Source organism: Oculatella sp. LEGE 06141 (assembly GCF_015207605.1).
In the GTDB taxonomy this organism is placed as follows: domain Bacteria; phylum Cyanobacteriota; class Cyanobacteriia; order Elainellales; family Elainellaceae; genus Oculatella.
This window is the reverse complement of sequence record NZ_JADEWO010000018.1, coordinates 77788-97212: the sequence shown is the minus strand read 5'-3', so window position 1 is coordinate 97212 and position 19425 is coordinate 77788. Positions and strand designations below refer to the sequence as shown.

The following is a 19425-nucleotide window of genomic DNA, read 5'->3' as shown; positions in this document are numbered from 1 at the left end:
CGCACGGGTTCAAATTTTGCTGAACCTCCCCACGACTGATAGAGCCAGAGTTTTAGCTCATTGAATGTATTGGATTGGTTGTTCACCTTGGGCGCGAATTAAGTAAGGGTAAAGAATACCTTCCTCAAACGATGGAGGTTCAATGGTTAAATCGGGTGGCTTCAGTGGAAAAGTTCTGCCATCCCCTGGAAGCGGTTCCGTTCGGCGGCTCAATTGGCCATTCCGAGCTTCTATCACAATAAGGTTGGAGCTTTCTACCTCAGGTGTGGCTTTAGCCAGACGATGATAAACAATTGTATTTTGAGTTAACTTGAGACGATTACCAGAGACATCATCTGCAAGAGGATCGCTCCAGTTTCTCTGGAGACGGTAGATCACTGGAGGACGAGTTCTTGATGTTGGTGTAAACACGCTTGATTCATTGACAAACGGCTTCCAGTTAGCAGGAAATTGATATATCAAGTTCAGCACTCGATTCATGTAAGGCGATCGCGCCATAATTTGCTGAGTATCTTTCAGGGCATATTGTTCAACCAGAATGACTGTATCTGCCGTCATATCAGGGCAAAGGGTAATTAAATCGCTCCAAAATGCTTGCTGATAGCGCCAACTGGTAACAAAATCTCGCTGAATGGTGAACCCAAAAGCCAGCAGTAGGGTAAAAAAGGCAGACAGACCCAGCATGGCAAGAGGCTGTTTGTGACGTGCGGTTGCTATGGAGGCGATCGCAGAACAGGCACAGGCGCACAAAATCGATGCTCCAACCACTGCCGCTACATGCACGCGTGACCCACGACCGCTAATTTCGCCAACGACACCAATTAGAGTTAGCGGATACGCTAACACCAACAGGCTAAGGCCAATGATCGCCCATCGGTAGAGATCATTGAACGTGAACGGATCTGCTGCTCTGTCTCGGCTGGTCTGGTGTGTTTGATACAGCACATAAACACTGATCAGAAAAAAGAGAGCTAAAGGAATAAACCAATCTGTTTGTAATGAAACGAGACCTGTGATGGGTCGGTAGATGAACATCGCCACACTAACCACAGGCCCAAGCACACTGTCGGTAATGACCTTGAACACGGCCAGCGGATCGAGTTCACTCACACGACTTTCGCCGCTCGCTTTTCGAGCAATGAGTACACCCATTAATAGCACCCCCATAATGGCAGCATGGCGCAGCAACTCCCTAATCCGAGGGGGCGATCGCCTCAACAGTGGCGCAGCCAGGAATACTAAAAAGAATTTTTCGTAGATGAATAGCGACAGAAAAATACAGCAATAGGACAGCAGTGAGCGTAATCGTGTCTTAAAGCTATACCCATGCAGACTAACGAGTAGAAGCGTTAATCCGGGCTGTACTCCCAGGGCATGTGTTAGAAAAGCCTGGGTGGTATCGGCTGGAAATAAAGCAAAGGCGATCGCCCCTGTCGTGGCAAAAAATGCTTGTCCTGATAACCGTTTCAACAGATAGTAAAACAGCAGCGTATTGAGAGCAACAATGCAGTAGCCCAACCAATAAATAGCAGACAGCCCTCCCAACTGTTCGCCTAGAAACGACAAACCAAAAATCAAGCCAGAATGCAGCATTCGGCCTTGACCTTCCATCCGTAACTGGCTTTGGGGAATACGGGCAAGATACTCCCAGAAGTTAGACCACGTCCAGGCCATTGCCACAGGAACCCGGTAATGATCGTCTTCATACAGCCCAAATTGACTGGAGTAATAGAAACGGCTGCCCCATGTCACTATTGCAAGCAAGGCTAGGATAATACTTTCGCCTATTTTACCCATGTCAATAGTCGCTAAAACTCACAACGATAGATGGGGATAATGACGGGGTACGCCTATTTCAGTTGCAACTTAGAACCTGCGATCGCCTCCATTTGGACGCTGAGAACGATATCGAACGGATGCACCGTGGGATCTATTAATTAGATACTTATGCAACACTCCTGCTTTGAATGGAGGGACTTCAAACTCAGAATTGTTTTGTTTAAGCGGAAATTGGCGGTTTTTAACGATGAATGGCTGGGTTCTACGGCTCAACGCTCCATTTCTGGTCTCCAGCACAATCAGGTTGGAACCATCAATCTTATCGGGCGATACCGTTCGCGTCGCGACTATATCTTCGTTGATGTGCAGCAAACCCTCCTCCGACAAAATTTTGTTTCGCCATCCGTGTTTCAGCCGATATACCTTGGGCTGCCGAGATAGACTTTCATCCTCGAAATTAAGCCAACTCTCTGGAAATTGATAAATGTAACCCAGTACTTTAGCAAAGTGACCTGTTTGGAGCGGGTTGATTTGCTCTACCTGAGGCAAGACCTGGTTATTCACTAAAATGATGGTGTCCTGGGTCATATCAGGACACAGGCTCACTACGTCTGTCCAAAACGCCTGCTGATATTGTTTGCTTGTAATGTAGTCTTGTTGAACCGTTAGCCCAAAGACAAGTAACAGCGTAAAGAACGTAGACAACACCACCGTTGAGGCCAATCGTTTTTGATAAGCACTGGCTAAACTATCAACCAGGACACAACCACAACCGCACAGAATCGACGCTCCTACAACGGCTGCCACATGAACATGCGATGTTCTTCCAGTTGTGATAAACACAGAATCAAGAAAGTTTAACGGGTAAGCCAGAAAAAGCATTGCCGTGCCAGCGATCGCCCACCGCGCTAAATCATTGAAGAGAAATGAACGGCCTGCCCGAAACCGATTGCGTTTCAACGACACCGATTTTGAGAAAATCGGCTGATTGCTGCGGTTGACTAACAATAGACTATATAGACTCAAGCCAATGGCTAGAAAGGCTGCCAGCAGCAACCCCAACCACTGCTGATTTAACAACCCCACCGCTTGAACAGCACGTTCCAAAAACGTCCCTATCGTGATCCAGGGCCCCAGGACAATGCTAATCAAGGCATTGGTAAGATCAGTCAACCCCAGTTCAGAAACGCGAGATTCACCGTTGAGTTTCCGCAGGAGCGTTACCCCCAACAGGAGTGCCACCAAAATGGCAACATGCCTGATGACCTCTCTGCGCCGACCGGAAAGAGGCGCTTTCTGCAATAAGGGAGCGACTAAAAACAGCAGAAAAAACTTTTCGTAGCACAGTAAAGATGCCAGGATAGCCCCATAGGAAAGGCGTGAGGTTTTGACATTATCCGAGAGATACAAGTGGCACGCTACTAGAAACAGAGTGAGTGCAGGCAATATTCCCAGAGAAATCGTGAGAAACGCCTGACTGGTATGAACCGGAAACAGTGCAAACGCTAGAGAACTGGTTAATGCAAAAAACGGTTGGGACGAGGTGCGTCTCAGGAGGGCATAAAACAAGATGGTGTTAACGGTTGCGATCCCATAACCGATCTTGTAAATAGCCTGCAATCCACCAATTCGATTGCCAATAAACGAAAGAATGTGAATCAATCCTGGATGGAGGGCACGCCCTTCATAATCCATATGGATCAGCCATCCAGGAATGTGAAGCACATAGTCCCACAAGTCTGTCCATGTCCATCCCATTGCCACTGGAATTCTGCCATAGTCCTCGTAATAGAGGCCAAATTCTGAGGAGTAATAAAACCGAGAACACCAGGTGATAACGGCAAGCAACATCAGGATTGCCGCTTCTTTCACGGTGGCTAAGGCCGGCTGATAGCGAGGGGCTGATTTCAAACTGGCAGAAACCTTTAACATACCTTTCGCTCACGGTTGAATTTAAAACAGCAGTGAAGTGATTAAAGGCACTCATTCCCGCTTGGGGGAGGCGATCGCACAAACGACGAGAGGATACCTGATATCCGGTCAACTCCGTTGAGGGATGAAATCTAGTAAACCAGAAAAACCTTTAAAAGCAAGCCAGTTCACCGACCGTCAAGCAACTTGCATCTGTTGTAATACGGTTTGAATCGTCGTTGACGATACCTGATCGGTAACCATTGCTGCTCCAATTTGCGTTGGCAGCACAAACCGAACGCGGCCAGATTGTACCTTCTTATCAGACTGCAAACTAGACACAATAGCTGCAATATCCAACCCACTGGGAAGCTGAGTCGGCAAACCCGCTTTTTGAATCAACGCGTGTTGCCGCTGAGCCGCGTCTTCATCCCACTGCCCCATGTCTAAAGCAATAGCTCCAGCCGCGACCATGCCAATGGCAACGCCTTCTCCATGCGTGATCAGTCGGTATCCCGTCAGGCTTTCTATCGCATGACCAATCGTGTGACCATAATTCAAAATGGCTCTTAATCCTGCTTCTTTCTCATCCTTGCTCACAATATGGGCTTTGGCCTTGCAAGAATGGGTCAGAATGGTTTGCAAAAGAGCGTCGTCCACATAACGGGACTGATCTAGCCGCTGAGCTGCCTCTAACTGCGTAAACAGTTCTAGATCCCAGATCACTCCGTATTTGATCACCTCTGCTATACCCGCTCGAAATTCACGGGCAGGAAGTGTATGCAGCACCTCCGGGTCGATTACTACCAGCCGAGGCTGATGAAACGCCCCAATCAGGTTTTTGCCCTGGGGATGGTTTACTCCCGTTTTACCGCCGATCGCCGCATCCACCATTGCCAATAGAGACGTTGGCACCTGCACAAAATTGATTCCCCTGAGCCAGGTCGCTGCGGCAAAGCCAGCCATGTCTCCCACGACTCCCCCCCCCAGCGCCACGATGGTAGACGATCGCTCCAGGCGGTTGGCCAACGCGATGTCGTAGATCTTCTGAATTGAGTTCAGCGTTTTGTAGCGTTCCCCTGCTGGCAGGGTCGCCTGAACCACCTCAAACCCAGCCCGTTCCAGTGAGGCGATCGCCCGTTCGCCATAGAGCCGAAACAACGCCGGATTAGATACCAGCAGCACCTTTTTTCCGAGCTTGAGCGGCTGCATCTGCTCGCCTAGTTGATTCAGCCCTCCAGGAGCGATCGCTATCTCATACGGCTGTTGCGGTAAGTCCACCGTAATTGTGTTCATTTCCCCATCTCGTCAACGTTTGTAGGGCTGTATTCTACTCTATAGATGCCTGTGTAGAATGAGTAGACGGTTGGGTGGATGGTTGTAACCCAGAAATCAAGGTGGCTCATTTCTAGAGCTATTCGGTTGCTGCTCTCATGGGACAGCACAGAAAATGATTCAATAGTGTCAGGAACGTTTATCGGAGAGAAGTAAATGTCTGGAGTCATAGCCTATATCGTGTTTCTGGGTGGTGCCATTGGGCTGGCTATTGGGCTGTATTACGGATTGCGAGCCGTCAAGCTCATTTAATGTTCAGTTTTGAGTTTTGATAGGCAGGCGGCAACACTCCACAGGTTAGAAGGTAATTTATAAGGTCTAATCTGTAGCCTGACACCCGGAAGGGTATGGCTTTTGGGCAACCCGTCTGGGTTTATGCCAAGGGCAATCTGCCGAATGTTAGTCCTTTTAGGTGGCCTTTACCGTTTTGAGTGGTTTCTAACGGGGCGTCTTCAAAACTCAAAACCGTCGAATCTTTCGTATTTAAGCAATGGATTCCGCCAAATAGCTCAGCAAGAAGCAGGACGTGATTCGATAAGGTAGTCATGCAAGTGAGTTATTGGCACGTTAGCAATGCAGGCAAGCGAACTGTTGGCGAGATACAGCACCGGAGAGCGAACATTTGATAATGTTGATTTAACGGGAGCCAACTTAGCAGGCGCAACTTTAGTTGAAGCAAGTTTCCGTAACGCTAACCTTTCAAGAGCCAACTTAGGCGGCGCGAAGCTGATGATGGCCGACTTAACGTCTGCTAGCTTACGTGAAGCGAATTTGATTCGAACCAATTTGAATGGAGCAGAGCTTTGCAACGCTGATATGCGTCGATCGCAACTGATTGCCGCTACCCTCATTGCCGCCAACCTGAGTGAAGCAAACTTAAGCGCTGCCAATTTGCATGATGCTATCTTGAGCCGAGCCACCTTGACCAGAGCCGACCTGCGAGACGCGACCCTACGAGGCGCAGACTTAAGAGACATATCGGCCAAGCAATCTTTACTGACGGGCGCTAATTTACAGAGTGCCAATCTGCTGGGGGCTAAGCTGCAATATGCCATTCTGATTGGTGCCATTTTGGCCGACACCATTCTGGATCGTGTTGATTGGCTCGGTGCCGATTTGCGAGATGTCGTAATGCTTAAGGAGAAGAGCGTTGGCTGGGGATACCGCTAACCTTAAACAAATCGGCCACGGTAGGGCTGTAGCAGGGTAAGCCAAAACTGGCCGGGTTCACCGGATTCTGATAGGTGAAGTGGCGATAGGTCAAACAAAAACGATCCCAGGCTGCCATCTGAATTCGAAAGAGGGCAATGAAAAGGTTGGCTAGCTGCAACGATAGCGGCACCCGAAAGTAGATGCGCTTGTTGAAATAAGCACACACTTCTGCAACGGCCTGGTTAACGGTGATGGCCGAGTTGCCCAAAATCATTTGTCGGGGTTGTCCTGGTTCAGGAGGATATTGCGCCAGGTGTACCACAACCTGGGCAATGTCTTGAGCATGGATAAAGTGGAAGCTGCCATCCGCTTTGAAAAAACGAACCAGGTTGACCCACTTTGTCACGTCTGATAACCCGCCAGACAGGTGAGAGTAAGGTTTTTGCCCGTCTCCGCCAAACACCAGGGTTGGCAGTAGCGTTGTAATGCGAGGCGCGATCGCCAACTTGCTGAGCTGCTGATAGCAAATGTATTTGGACTTAATATAGTCCGTACCAATTTGTCCGGCTTGCTTCAGCGGTTGGTTGTCGCGACCCAAAATACTGGCTGTGGAAAAATAAATGACCTGTTCGCAACTGTTGGGATCGAGCAGATTCATCAACCGAACAGTTTTGGCTACGTTGATGTCAAATGACTCTTGCGTTCCTCCCCAGGCGGCGGCTGTTAACACCGCACAATCGATCGTTTTGAGCAGCTTGGCAAAGTAGTCAATGTTTCGCAGGTCAGCTTGCAGCAGGGTTACACCAGGACGGGCGTTGTAGTCAATCCGCAGCTTGGCGGGATCTCGGACTAACAAAAACAGCTCGTAGTCGGTCTGGTGAATCAGAGCATCAACGATGTAATGACCGATACAGCCACTAGCACCTGTTACTAAGATGCGTTTAGAGTTCATTGGCGTGGAGAAATGGAACAAGAAAGAGTAGAGAGTTAATGCAACTTACCACTCACACAAAAAAACTCAAACGTCTGCTGACCGTCCTGGCAACCCCTGTTGCTGTCATTATGAAACATTCTGGATCAAATGAACGCAATCCAATGACCGTATCCAATGCTTGCTAAGCAGGCACCGCCAGCAGCTTATCTGCTTGCTTTGCGGTTTCAAAATAGAAGGCGGCATTTTCTTCGGGAGTAGACGCTAGAATTCCATGCCCCAGGTTGAGAATATGCCCTCGATCGCCAGCCTTGCGAATGGTATCCAGGATGCGATCGCGAATAAACGGCTGCGACCCAAACAGGACGCACGGATCAATATTGCCTTGCACACCAACGTTGGGGCCTAGCCGTCTTCTTGCTTCTGCCATGTCTACTGTCCAGTCCACACTGACAATATCCACGCCAGATTGTGCCATCCGCTCTAGCAAACCCGCACTGCCGTTAATATACAGAATCAATGGCGTGTCGGGATGGGTTTCTTTCACCTGCCGCACGACGCGCTGCTGGTAGGGTAAGGCAAATACTTCGTAGTCTTGAGGGCTAAGCTGGCCAGCCCATGAGTCAAACATCTGCACAACCTGCGCTCCAGAGTCGATTTGGTAACGCACATAGGTGGCGATCGAATCTGCCAGGATTCCTAGGAACTCGTGCAGAATGGCTGGCTCGGAAAACGCCATGCGTTTCATGATGGCGTAGTCTTTTGAACTTTTGCCTTCAATGGCGTAAGCAGCCAGTGTCCAGGGGGCACCCACAAATCCTAAAACCGCTGCCTGATTGCCCACCTCTTGCCGCAGCGTCTGCAAAATTTCCCGCACAAAGGGCAAAGACTCTTCAGGTTCCAGGGGGTGTAACTGTTTGATCTGCTCATGGGTTCGAATCGGCGGGTCGATGATCGGCCCTTTGCTCTCGACAATGTCAAACGGGATGCCAAGCCCCGGAAGCGGGGTCAGAATATCGGAAAACAGAATGACACCGTCTGGTTGAAAGGCTCGAAACGGTTGAAGCGAAATTTCAACAGCCAGATCAACTTTTTCGGATCGATCGCGGAATGACGGATACTTTTCCCGTAGATCCCGATAGACTTTCATGTAACGCCCTGCCTGTCGCATCATCCATACCGGCGGACGAGGCAGCACCTCACCTTGAGTTGCCCGCAGCAAGTAGGGAATCTGGGTTGATCCAGTCATTGATAAAGCTCTCTCTTATATCGAATTACCGCAGGATCAGATTATACGCGATCGCGTGAACCAGTCTGAGCAGTTAACACAGCTTGTTATTCAACTTAATTCATTCGCCGCAGGGCAATCAATCGCAATTTAAAGAGCGATCGTCTTTAGCGGACAGTACAACTGTGCGACTGGACAGCTTGTTTTAAGATAGAACTATTGGCAACCGCTAGCAGAGCATCACGTTCATGGATATCGTTGAATTTTTTCAGCAAAGTTCCGGCAAATGGTTTTCGCAACGAACCAGCCATCACCTTGCCTTCAAACAATCAGAAGGGGGAAAGTCAGATCTGCGAATTGAGATGCTTTCCAAAGACGATCCAGAGGTGATCAAGCTTTGCCAGCAATATGAAGTTGATCCGGCTTTAGCCCTTTGTGGTGCGCGAGTCACTTGGGACGGTTCAATGGAATGGGACGAAGAGAAGCACGCTGGCTCTACCGTTTTGGTTCCCATTGCCGATCCCGATAAAGTTAACGAAGGCAAACTCTTGCGAGAAATGGGATACGCCGAGAAAGCGCCCGTTGCGGGGCGCTATGTGATGAGTGCCGATGAATCTCTGACGCTAATCACGGAGTATGAAACCATGTACTCAGAAGAGCGTCTTTGGTTTGCCAGCCCGAATTTGCGCCTTAGAACCAGCATCCTCAAACGGTTTGGTGGGTTTAGTATGGCCTCTTTCTGTTCCGAAATTCGCATGGGCGGCGTTCAACCCCCCGTTGACACCTCTGCCGATGCAACGGCTCCGTCCTCGAGCTGAAGTCTGCTTGCTCTCATTACTAAACAACCATCACCAAACGACAGTGTTAACCGCGTTGGGAGAACGTTCAACGCGGCTTTGTTCTGTCGGCTCGTCTGAGGGTGGCAAACGACTGCACGGGAAATGACTGACGCAGGGTTGAACCTCTGCCTTGACCAGATGCACTGCTTTTGTTGATTAGTCAGATTGATTAGTCAGACGAGGCATTGGCAGATGTTTCTTTGCGTTGGGCCACGGCTTTAAGCTTGTCGTAGAACTCGGAAGCGGTAGGAGCCGGAACAAATTGATGAATCGGATGTTTGGCGGTCTGCTGTTTTGACCAGTTGAGAAGCTCGGTCGATTCGTAAGGGTCGTTGCTGCTCGGCTTAAATGTTGGAATAGACGTATCGGCCAGGTTTGGCTCTAGTGTGGCAGGTTGACTTGAGAGTAAGGCTGAAGCGTCTGCTGCCAGAGGGATTGATTCGGGCGGTGCAGCGACATCTTCCCTCGGCTCCGCTGTTATCGCTGGAACCGAATCGGGTGCGTTTAAACTTGAAGGCAAAAGGGGGCGATCGCAGTCTTCTTCTGTAGTGGGGCGATCGGCATGGATCGGTAACGATTGATGCGGTAAATCAGACTCAGACTCAGGCGCATTCAATTTTTTGGGAAAGCGGTTACAGACAATCCGCTCGAACTCATGATTGAAATGGTAAACCGGATGTCCGCGCCGTTGCCATAGAGATAAAATTTGCTCCACCGAAACCGCTTTATAGCGACCTTGATAGAGCGCTTCGATGACGGCAGCCCGAAGCCACAGGGACGGATAATAGGGCTGCCAACGGTTGACCAACTGCTCGGCTGTGTAACCACTCAGGTCAAAGCCGTAGCGGGTCAGCAGGTTGGCGGCATCCATTGAAATAGAGTCCTTAGCCTGTTCGGTCATTGCCGGGAAAAAGAAAAGGAATTATCTAAACATCGAATTTGCCTTGACCACGTCCGGTCAGGCAAGCAGAGATGCATTAGTTTAGCGCACTTATTCTGATCGCAAAAACGTTGGCCGGGTTCAATCTGCCTGCAAACTAGCGAGCTAATTATCTAAACGTTGAACACCTCCTGCCGTTCCAGAGTCAGCACCCGAGAAGCGACCAGGATTACCGGTCCAGTTAAAATCATTGATTCGCAGACGCAGGGAACCCACTTCACGCACCGGATTGAATCTTAGAGTGATGGCATACGTGCGTCTACTGTACTCCAGGATATATTCTGTATCGATCTCGCGGGATCTGTCTAAATTGAGAGATGTCTGGAAGCCTGCCCGCAGCGGCCCGTAGATTTGCTGAACCAACCCGGCTGAAATGACCCGTCGATCTTCAACCCGATCGAAGAAGAACGGTGAATCGCCTGCCTTTGCGGTTTGTGAGTAGGTGACGTTAAACGCCGTGTAATCAAAGAAGTTGCGGGAGAAATGACCGAACTGGCCTTGAAGACCAATGCTCCCGGTTAAAGTGGTTTGGTTCTCACCGTTGGTATAAGCGTTGTACACGCCTCTCACCCCGGAGAACAGTTGCAGATAGGGCACGATGGGAAAGGGGCTATACCGTAAGCCTTCTGTGGGCGTAGCCGGGAGTGGAGTACCTTGCCACAGCAGAAAACCTCGGTTAAGCGCTGCACTGGCCTGAAAGCGACCTAAACTGGCTCGGTTGTTATCTCGCGGTGGTTCAGGCAGCAGATCTTCCCGGTCAGTATTGGCTGTAATGTATTGTGCTCCAACTTGATAGCTCAGCCCAATGCCTGTATTTCCTAACAGGATGGAGGGTGAGGTGAGGACAATCCCCAGGCTGCTCTGCACGTTTTGGAAGCCTAAGGAGCCGTTGAAGAGGCGATCGCGGTAGCTATATTCTGCGGCTAACCGATGCGTTCCAATGCGCCGTTGCGCTCGGACGCTAGCCCGCAATTCCTCTGAAAACTCTTCGGGCGAGAAGTCGGTGACGACAGCGCTGCCCGTAATCGAAGTGCGCTGATCCAGTCTGGCATCGAATTCAGCTCTTACGCCAAAGTTAGATGGGTCAAAAATATTGCCGCCGCTGTCGGTCAGGGCACGCTGAATATAAAACTGAGGCGTGAGACTAAAGCGGGCGATCGGGTTAGACAACACATCAAAGGTGCGCTCGGCAAACAGCCCTCCCCGGTCTTCGTTATCAAACCCAAACTGCACCAACCCCGGATCGCGTTCTCGTCGGTCAATCACAAAGCGATTACGAAACAGGGGCAAGGAAAAGCCCTGGTCAAATACCACGCGTGGTCTGCGTGCGCGGATGACGCTGCGGGTGGGCGACTCTTCGGTAAAGGTGACTTCGGGCGATCGCAGCTCCAGTTCTGGTGGCGAAAACGGATCGTTGGTCAACCGTACATTACTGGCCTCCCACCCTCCCGGAAAGAAATCCAGCCGTTCTGCTTCAAACCGAATACGGTTAATCTCACCTGAAAAGCCAGACTCTACTCCTGGCCCACTGCCAACTCCAATGTCCAGCCCACTCCCAGTTGGAGTTGCTTGAACCGGAGGCTGCTCGGCCGCAATGCGATCGGTTAGAATTTGCTGAGTTCGGGCATCGGCACTCACATCCGTGGGTAACGATGGCGTTAAATCTGCCCCGGCACTGGGGATAAACACTTCACCCCGGGCGTTGAAGATGGCTCCTTCGTTGCGAACAAAGTTGTACTCAAAGCGATCGCCCTGTAACACCTGCTCGCCTCGAACCAAAATCGCGTCGCCTTCCGCTACCGCTACTCGGTTGGGCAAGTTAACGCGCAAAAATTCTGAATTGAGAACTGCACCGCGAAACCGCATTTCAACATTGCCTTCAGCCACAAATACCTGGCGAATGGTGTCATATTGCTGGCGGTCAGCCGTGAGTTCAATCACACCCCCTGTTCCAGATGGGTCGATGGGAACCACCTCTGCTGGGTTGGTAGGTGGAGTTGCTGGATCTGGCGGAGCGGCTCCTTCGCTAGCTGGCTCGGCCAAGTCTGGATCGGGACTGCCCGATTCGGGAATCGTTAGAACTTCACCACCTTCATCCAGATTGGGAGCGGCTGAACCGGGACGCGAGCGATCGTCTGTTTCGGTGGGTTCCTCTTCGTTCTCTAGCGTCGGGGCATTCTCTTCGACTGGAAGAGGTTGATCGGGAGGAACAGTGGGGCTATCAAGCGGATCGGGAAGCTCTAAACCGGGCTGGCTCTCAGGCGGGTTGCGAATTTCAGGACTGGGTAGAACAGGGGGAGGTTGAGTACCCGGCAATTGTGGTGAGGCGGGTTCAAGCTCTGGTAAGTTTGGCACCCGTTGCGATTGGGCATCGCGCACCTGTGCTACCACCGGAATCCCCATCAACGACATAGCGGCTCCAGCCTGCGGCGCTGTCTGGGTAGTTGCTGCCTGGGTAGTGGTTGTCTGAGTAGATGTTTGGGTCGGTGCTATCCGGGTGGGTGGTGCCTGAGGGGAACCACCCCAGTCTGATTCAACCCTGGTTAACCCATAACGGACGGGAATCAGTTCATCAGGCTGCTCTGGCAAGCCCATCTCGATGGGCATACCCAATGTATCTGCACCAGATGTATCGGCACCAGAAGTAATGCCCGACAGCAAAGTACTGCTCGACAAACAATTGGCAGGAAATCGCTCTGGAGGGCAAACCGGGCTCGGCGCAGCCCCAACCGCTGCACCATCCGGGGGTGCTATGGCTGTTGGCTGAGAAACACTTTGAACCGAAGTAACTGGAGCAGAAACAGAGGAGGACGTAGCAGAATGGCTAAGATCCTCAGGCGGTAGAACATTAACAATGGCAGGGGGAGTAGGCGGCGGAACCGGGTAGGGCATACACTAGCGAAACGACACAAATGGACAGCCCGCTAAGGATCTCAGCCGTCCTCAATAACATAACTACTGCCTGAGGAGTCAGTATCAACCGTTGCGGCTTCTTTATTCCATATCCCGGCGCTTGGGGTTCCGAGCCGGGTCGTTTGATAGGAAACCAAACACAAACAAACCAATAAAGAAGGCAACTGTGATATAAACAACAATCTTAAGTGTCAGCATGTAAAAACCTCCTGAGACGGGCATTCATTATCATATCGGAATGATGGCTCATTTTTTGAGGTTTTACTTCTGTCACTAAAGGGTGCGCTCCTCAGCGGCTCAGACAGTTACCTTGCGTCTGACGAGGCGTGATGCTAAGTCGTTCCCCAAACCCTTCACTGGAGAAAAACCGACGTGGCTGAATCCACGTAATGCAGCCATGTTACAGGTTTTGACCGTTTGGAGGTTACAGGCGATCGCGCATCCAGTGCAACACCCTTGCCAGGTGGTCTTCTATCCAGGACATGCCCACGTCCAACCACTCCAGCACTTGCTCTAAGGGATGTTTGACATAGCCCACCACCGTTGCCTGAATCTCAATCCAGGGTGTTTCATCAACGGAAGACGGTGTGGTGAAGGATGAGCCGGGCTGGGAGGATGCCAGCGTCGTTGCGGATGCCGGAGGAACCAGTTCGCTGGATAACGGAACGGTTGGTTGAACCGGATCGGCGTAGGCCAACAGAGGCTGGCCTGGTGGCGGGTGATTAGGTTGGGGTGAATATTGCAGGGCTGGAGCAGAACGACGTGCCCGCACGACTGCCCGCCCCGCCTGAACAAAGCGCTGTAATCTGGACCCGCCCGAAGGAGCCGGAATAATCGCACTGGACTTAGGGTCGTTTTGTTCCCACAGCACCTCATCTTCCCAGGTAGAGAAGGCAGGACTGGATGGGGAAGGCGATCGCGGTATATTGGGATAGGGATCGAGCCAGAACCGAGCTAACCCACTCAGGCTATCTGATTCAGACGATGCGTTGGAGCCAGGGGAAGGCACAGGCGAATACAGTACCAGAGCTGATTCTTGAAAAAGATTGATTGCAACTGCGACAGAGCTAACCTGCATCCAGGCCATTAAACGGCGAAACAGCCTGACCGGGGGAAGCAGGTGTGGATGGTCAGCCGGGGGCGGCAACGGGTACGGCTGCGTTCGCTGAGCGGCGTGTAACATCCGCTGATATCGCGAATAGTGAGCCACTTCCCAGATCATTCGTTGGCGAAGCTGCTGCTGCTGCTCTGGGGTCAAGATGTCCAGGGTTTCGTTCTCGACGGTGACTAAAACCAGCGTTCGTTGCTCGACCAGTGAGGCAATCCCTCTGACCACTATTGCCCCTCTAACCACTGTTTCTCCCTGGGATGATGTGTCCAGGCCAGACTGAGATTGAGCGATCGCCGATTCAGCTAACCTGTCCAGTGCTGCCGCAGGTCGCTCTGCCAGTGCGGTGGTGGAAGTGAGCGCGATCGCCGTTGGCACTGGTGGCACAGGAACTACTGCATCGGGCTGAGGCGGTGCAGTGGGGGCGATCGCTGGTCTCCATTGAAATAGCGATAGGATGCCTCTCCTGGGCTTGCTTGGCGGTAGGGCTTTGGGGGCGGCTGTGCCGGGCAGGGAGGCTGATTGAGTCGATTGCACGAGAATCGGTAACTCAAACTGTTGAACGGCGATCAACGCCCGATGGATCGGGGTATCTACTGTGGGTGCCAGGTGCGATCGCGACGGCACATCAACTTCTTGCTGAATCCCTTCTTTTGCGGCCTGGAGTTGAGGCAAAATACGGCGAATCGTTTGCTGAAACTGCCGACCTGTAACCCGAGCCGTTTGAAACAGCGCATAGACCGGGTAAAGCACAATCTGAGTGCCCCAAACGGTCGCTAGTTTAGCGCGGCGCAGGGTACGAGCCGCCTCTTCGCGCCAGTGAAGAAGTTGCCGCGAAACCAGATTGAATACTCTGCTTTGATAACGTCCAGAAGACATACAGGTTGGCTCAAACAGGTTGGCTCGAACGGGTTGACTCTAAACAGACTGGCTCAAACAGAACGGGCTGAACGGATTGGTTGAGCAGTCGCTCAGGTCAAAACACCACAGGTTAGGGAGAGTAATGTAGAGTCAGAACGTTCGCTGGCCTGATGGCGACTCGTACCCCGAATGCCCTGATCTTAATCGAAAGATGACCGACTCAGTTACTCCGCCCCCGTCTCAAAGTCGAACCCTCATTCCTTCGCTATCCGGCAGTATTGAGCGTTTGCGCCAGTTGTCGCAGCTTGATGTGCAATCCGGCTGGCGGTATTGCCTTTATGATGTGCCGATCGCCGACGCGACCCAGTCAGCCACCTGGCAGAGCTGGCCAACCGTCAGGCTCAACGCTCGTCAGCATGTGGCCTGGGATCGCGGGCATCGGGTGATCTGGCTGGGGCAACAACTCGTTGTACCCTCTCACTTGAACGGTTATGCGCTGGAGGGTTTGACGCTGCGACTATCGTTGACCTGGTGGGCGGATGCTGCCGAGATTTTCGTTAATGGCGTGTCCGTTCAAGCTGGAGATTTGTTTGATTGCTCGACTCGACTTTTGCTCAGTGCGGCAGTTAAGCCAGGAGAGGCGATCGCCATTGCCATTCGTTTGGTGAGCCCGGGGCACGACGACGGTGCGCTGGTTCATTCTCTCTGCCTGTACGAACGTCCAGATCACAGCCTTGAGCCAGTACCTGAACCCGGATTTGTGGCGGATGAGCTAGCCGTATTGCACACCTACCTCACAGCTTTGCAGCCAGAGCAGGTGGCAACGCTAGAACAGGCGATCGCTCACATTAACTGGTCGGCGCTACCGCAGCGAGAGATATTTGACCGATCGCTGCTCAACCTCCGTCAACAGTTGCAGCCATTTGCAGACTGGATCAAACAGCGCCAGATTCAATTATTGGGTCATGCTCATCTGGATCTGGCATGGCTATGGGAAATTCGTGAAACCTGGGAGGCTGCCGAGCGCACCTTTCAATCGGTGCTGCAACTCCTGCGTCAGTTTCCGGAATTGATGTTTTGCCACTCCACTCCTGCTTTGTACGACTGGATCGAGCAACACCGTCCGGCATTGTTTACCGAGATTCAGCGACAGATTGCCGACGGACGGTGGGAAGTGGTAGCCGGACTGTGGGTAGAGCCAGAATTCAATACGGTGAGCGGCGAATCGATCGCCCGTCAGGTGCTATACGGTCAGCGTTATGCAGAGGCAAAATTTGGCACCGTTAGCCCGATCGCATGGCTACCCGATAGTTTTGGGTTCTGCTGGCAATTGCCCCAAATTTTGGAGCAGGGGGAGGTGGATTATTTTGTTACCCAGAAGCTGCGCTGGAACGATTCAACGTCGTTTCCGCATGAGCTGTTTTGGTGGCGATCGCCCGATGGCACTCAGCGCTTTAGCCTCATGTCTGCTCCGATTGGCACGGGCATTGACCCCGTTAAAATGGTTGCTTATGCCTGCGATTTAGAAGTAAAAACAGGGGTTTCGGCGGCGCTGTGGCTACCGGGAGTGGGCGACCACGGCGGCGGCCCCACGCGCGATATGGTAGACCTGGCCCGACGATGGCAGCGATCGCCCTTCTTCCCAACGCTTGCATTCACCACGGCCTCAGCTTATTTGCAGACGCTCGAACGTCAGGAGCAATTGCCACTGCTGGATCAAGCCAGCACCTCACTCAATGGCGATTCGCCACCGTCTTTTCCTGTTTGGAACGATGAACTGTATTTAGAATTTCATCGCGGTTGCTACACCACCCACGCGGGGCAGAAGCGATCGAACCGTCAATGTGAGATATTGCTCTACCAGGCAGAGCTGTTTGCCTCGATCTCAACCCTGCTAACAAACGCGACTTATCCCGGTGATGCCATTGAAGCAGCCTGGAAGAAAGTGTTGTTCAACCAGTTTCACGATATTTTGCCAGGATCGGCGATCGCAGAGGTTTATACCGATGCCAACCAGGCGTGGCAAGATGTGAAACAGGTGACAGGGAAAATCGTGGATGAAGCGTTAACGGCGATCGCCGCGCAGATCGATTTGCCATCGCCACCACAGCCCAGGGCAGAAGCGATCGTGGTGTTCAATTCGCTCAACTGGAAGCGATCGCAGGTGGTAACGCTGCCCCTGGCCGTGGCGCAGGGTAGAGAGTCTTCCTGGCAGGTCTTTACTGCGGACGGTGAAGCGGTTGAAACGCAACGTTGGGTAGATACACAAAACGTTGAACAGGTTTCATTTTGGGCGATCGACGTTCCGGCGGTGGGATATCGCGTTTTTTGGCTCTGTGCCACTCCATCCCCCGCTGCTGTTATTGAGCCAGTTGTTGAGCCAGTGGCGACCTTGGAGCTAGAAAACGACTATCTCCATGTTCGCATTGATCCGGCAACGGGAGACATCGCTCAAATGGTTGACAAGGTGCGTCAGCGTTCCGTTTTGAACGGGGCGGGTAACCAGCTTCAGGCGTTTCAAGACAAGGGGCAATATTGGGATGCCTGGAACATTGACCCCAACTATGCCGACCATCCTTTGCCTTCAGCGACGCTGCAAGCGATTTGCTACCAAACCCACGGCTCACTCGAAACCCGGTTGGGTGTCACTCGACAGTTGGGTACTTCGACGTTTCGGCAAACCTATGTGCTGCGAAAAGGCAGCCCCATTCTTGAGATTGAGTCCCAGGTAGACTGGCAAGAGCAGCATGTCATGGTTAAAGCGGCATTTCCGCTGAATCTAACGGCTGCTGAAGCCACTTACGAAATTCCGTTTGGCGCGATCGCCCGCTCTACCCAATCCGCTACGCCTCAGGAAGCCGCAAAGTGGGAAGTTCCGGCATTGCAGTGGGCTGATTTAAGTCAGGCAGATTATGGCGTTAGCCTGCTCAACAACTGCAAATATGGTTATGATAGCCAACCGGCGCAACTCAGACTGACCTTGCTGCGTAGCCCTAACTGGCCTCACCCTGGCGCTGACCGGGGGCACCATGAATTTACTTATGCTCTCTATCCCCACGGAGACACCTGGCAGATGGCGCAGACGGTGCGGCGAGGCTATGAATTAAACCAACCGTTGCGCGTTGTTCGTAACCTGCCAACGACCCCTTCAAGTCGATCGCTCCCTCCAGTGGGGCAATTTATCGATGTATCGTCCCCTAATCTCATTCTTTCCGCCTTTAAACCAGCAGAAGCGAACCCAAACCAATGGATTTTGCGCTGTTATGAATGTCACGGTGAGCCAGCGGAGTTCAGCGTGCAAAATAGTTTAGGGTTGACGATCGCCAACCCTACAAATTTACTGGAGCGATCTTCGAACGCATTTTCGGATGCAACCATTTCCCAAACGCAGGTGAGTCAAATTGCACCGTGGAAGATAGCGACGTTTGCGCTAACAACTGGCAAAACCTGACCCACTTTCGGGAGCAACCCGTCAAACTAAACGGCAAGCTTAGTCTTCATGATCCTCAAACGGATCGTCCAACTGCTTAGACGGAGGGCCAAACGCGGTGTAAATAGACAATCCTGTGATTGCCACCAGGAAAGCACCGACGGAAATACTAAGAACTGTTGCAGGCTCCATATGTGTCATCAATTATGAGTATTATGCTTCTATAATATTACGAACCATTAATTTGTTGAGATTAGCTGATAGGTCACTCATGGCACAACGCACTCGGCTGGGAGATATTCTCAAACCCCTTAACTCCGAATACGGTAAAGTTGCTCCCGGTTGGGGCACCACACCGTTGATGGGTGTTTTTATGGCTCTATTCTTCGTTTTTCTGCTGATCATCCTGCAAATCTATAACAACTCGCTGCTACTCGATAGCTTCGATGTCGATTGGAAGAGCTTAGGCAGCTAGTTCTAGGTTCATGTTCCACACGCTTAAACACCTGAATGGAAACTCCCGGCTTGTCCGGGTTTTTTTGTACGGGCTAAACTCGGCAGGATGAAAGCAAGCACGGTAATGTAGAGATGGCGATCGCGACGGATTGCAGGAGGGAATGTCGTGAATGTTTTTGGAATTGGCTTGCCTGAAATGGCATTAATTATGGTCGTGGCTCTGCTGATTTTCGGCCCCAAAAAGCTACCTGAAATCGGTCGCAGCCTGGGTAAAGCCATTCGGGGCTTCCAGGAAGCCTCTAAAGAATTTGAAAACGAGTTCAAAAAAGAAGCCGATCGAATCGAAAAATCCGTTAACGTCCCCATGAAGGCAACGCTGGAACCGTCTCAAAAAGTGCTGGCTGCGACAGAAGCGGCAGCGGAGCAAGATGAGCCAGTGGCTGACGCTACCACTGAACCTGATGCCGTGAGTCAAACGCAGCAAGGGTAATGCAGTAGCCAGCTTCAAGCCCAACCTCACTGATGAGTCATCTTAAAGATTA

General features: G+C 51.7%; 16 protein-coding genes. 6 read left to right on the top strand and 10 right to left on the bottom strand.

Annotated elements, in window-relative coordinates; translation table 11 throughout:
• Positions 1–57: 57 nt before the first annotated feature.
• From IQ268_RS14490 to aroB, 3 genes are all read right to left on the bottom strand, one after another.
• Positions 58–1797 carry a hypothetical protein gene (locus IQ268_RS14490; protein ID WP_193880068.1) on the bottom strand — a complete coding sequence of 580 codons (1740 nt, stop codon included), beginning with the start codon at positions 1795–1797 and terminating at the stop codon, positions 58–60.
• A gap of 69 nt (positions 1798–1866) precedes the next feature.
• Positions 1867–3711 carry a hypothetical protein gene (locus IQ268_RS14485; protein ID WP_193880065.1) on the bottom strand — a complete coding sequence of 615 codons (1845 nt, stop codon included), beginning with the start codon at positions 3709–3711 and terminating at the stop codon, positions 1867–1869.
• A 177-nt stretch (positions 3712–3888) separates the two neighbouring features.
• A complete protein-coding gene (gene aroB / locus IQ268_RS14480; RefSeq protein ID WP_193880062.1) occupies positions 3889–4986 on the bottom strand; it encodes a 3-dehydroquinate synthase in 1098 nt (365 codons plus the stop codon).
• Between the two features lie 195 nt (positions 4987–5181).
• Between aroB and IQ268_RS14475 the strand changes: the two genes are divergently transcribed.
• Together IQ268_RS14475 and IQ268_RS14470 are read left to right on the top strand one after the other, a co-directional pair.
• Positions 5182–5277, top strand: a complete 96-nt coding sequence (locus IQ268_RS14475) for a cytochrome b6-f complex subunit PetL (RefSeq protein WP_193880059.1) — start codon at positions 5182–5184, stop codon at positions 5275–5277.
• 321 nt (positions 5278–5598) lie between these two features.
• Positions 5599–6195: a pentapeptide repeat-containing protein gene (locus tag IQ268_RS14470; protein ID WP_193880057.1), complete on the top strand. Its 597-nt coding sequence runs from the start codon at positions 5599–5601 to the stop codon at positions 6193–6195.
• On the opposite strand, the gene IQ268_RS14465 is transcribed toward IQ268_RS14470, so the two are convergent.
• Both IQ268_RS14465 and hemE read right to left on the bottom strand, forming a co-directional pair.
• A complete protein-coding gene (locus IQ268_RS14465; RefSeq protein WP_193880054.1) occupies positions 6161–7129 on the bottom strand; it encodes an NAD(P)-dependent oxidoreductase in 969 nt (322 codons plus the stop codon). The genes IQ268_RS14470 and IQ268_RS14465 overlap by 35 nt on opposite strands.
• A 163-nt stretch (positions 7130–7292) precedes the next feature.
• Positions 7293–8357, bottom strand: coding sequence for a uroporphyrinogen decarboxylase (gene hemE / locus IQ268_RS14460; protein WP_193880051.1), 1065 nt, complete (start codon positions 8355–8357; stop codon positions 7293–7295).
• A gap of 227 nt (positions 8358–8584) precedes the next feature.
• Between hemE and IQ268_RS14455 the strand changes: the two genes are divergently transcribed.
• Positions 8585–9154 (top strand): phycobiliprotein lyase, encoded by a 570-nt coding sequence (locus IQ268_RS14455; protein WP_193880048.1) that lies wholly within the window; start codon positions 8585–8587, stop codon positions 9152–9154.
• Between the two features lie 190 nt (positions 9155–9344).
• Here the strand turns inward: IQ268_RS14455 and IQ268_RS14450 are convergent, their stop codons facing one another.
• The 4 genes from IQ268_RS14450 to IQ268_RS14435 all read right to left on the bottom strand — a co-directional run bounded on the left by IQ268_RS14450 (position 9345) and on the right by IQ268_RS14435 (position 15015).
• Positions 9345–10076, bottom strand: a complete 732-nt coding sequence (locus IQ268_RS14450) for a hypothetical protein (RefSeq protein ID WP_193880046.1) — start codon at positions 10074–10076, stop codon at positions 9345–9347.
• A gap of 144 nt (positions 10077–10220) precedes the next feature.
• Positions 10221–13007 (bottom strand): DUF3769 domain-containing protein, encoded by a 2787-nt coding sequence (locus IQ268_RS14445; RefSeq protein WP_193880043.1) that lies wholly within the window; start codon positions 13005–13007, stop codon positions 10221–10223.
• 102 nt (positions 13008–13109) lie between these two features.
• Complete coding sequence (locus tag IQ268_RS14440) at positions 13110–13226, bottom strand: photosystem II reaction center protein I (RefSeq protein WP_193880041.1); 117 nt, start codon at positions 13224–13226, stop codon at positions 13110–13112.
• Between the two features lie 226 nt (positions 13227–13452).
• Positions 13453–15015 carry a hypothetical protein gene (locus IQ268_RS14435; protein ID WP_193880038.1) on the bottom strand — a complete coding sequence of 521 codons (1563 nt, stop codon included), beginning with the start codon at positions 15013–15015 and terminating at the stop codon, positions 13453–13455.
• A gap of 193 nt (positions 15016–15208) precedes the next feature.
• Between IQ268_RS14435 and IQ268_RS14430 the strand changes: the two genes are divergently transcribed.
• Entirely contained in the window at positions 15209–18448 is a 3240-nt protein-coding gene (locus tag IQ268_RS14430) for an alpha-mannosidase (protein WP_193880036.1), read from the top strand.
• A gap of 39 nt (positions 18449–18487) precedes the next feature.
• Here IQ268_RS14430 and psbN read toward each other — a convergent pair whose 3' ends face one another.
• The gene (psbN, locus tag IQ268_RS14425; RefSeq protein WP_193880033.1) at positions 18488–18619 is read right to left on the bottom strand and encodes a photosystem II reaction center protein PsbN; all 132 of its coding nucleotides are present in this window, start codon (positions 18617–18619) and stop codon (positions 18488–18490) included.
• Positions 18620–18698: 79 nt separating this feature from the next.
• On the opposite strand from psbN, the gene psbH reads away from it, so the two are divergent.
• Together psbH and IQ268_RS14415 are read left to right on the top strand one after the other, a co-directional pair.
• Positions 18699–18902, top strand: coding sequence for a photosystem II reaction center phosphoprotein PsbH (psbH, locus tag IQ268_RS14420; protein WP_193880030.1), 204 nt, complete (start codon positions 18699–18701; stop codon positions 18900–18902).
• A 147-nt stretch (positions 18903–19049) separates the two neighbouring features.
• Complete coding sequence (locus IQ268_RS14415) at positions 19050–19373, top strand: TatA/E family twin arginine-targeting protein translocase (protein ID WP_193880028.1); 324 nt, start codon at positions 19050–19052, stop codon at positions 19371–19373.
• The last annotated feature ends 52 nt before the right edge of the window (positions 19374–19425 follow it).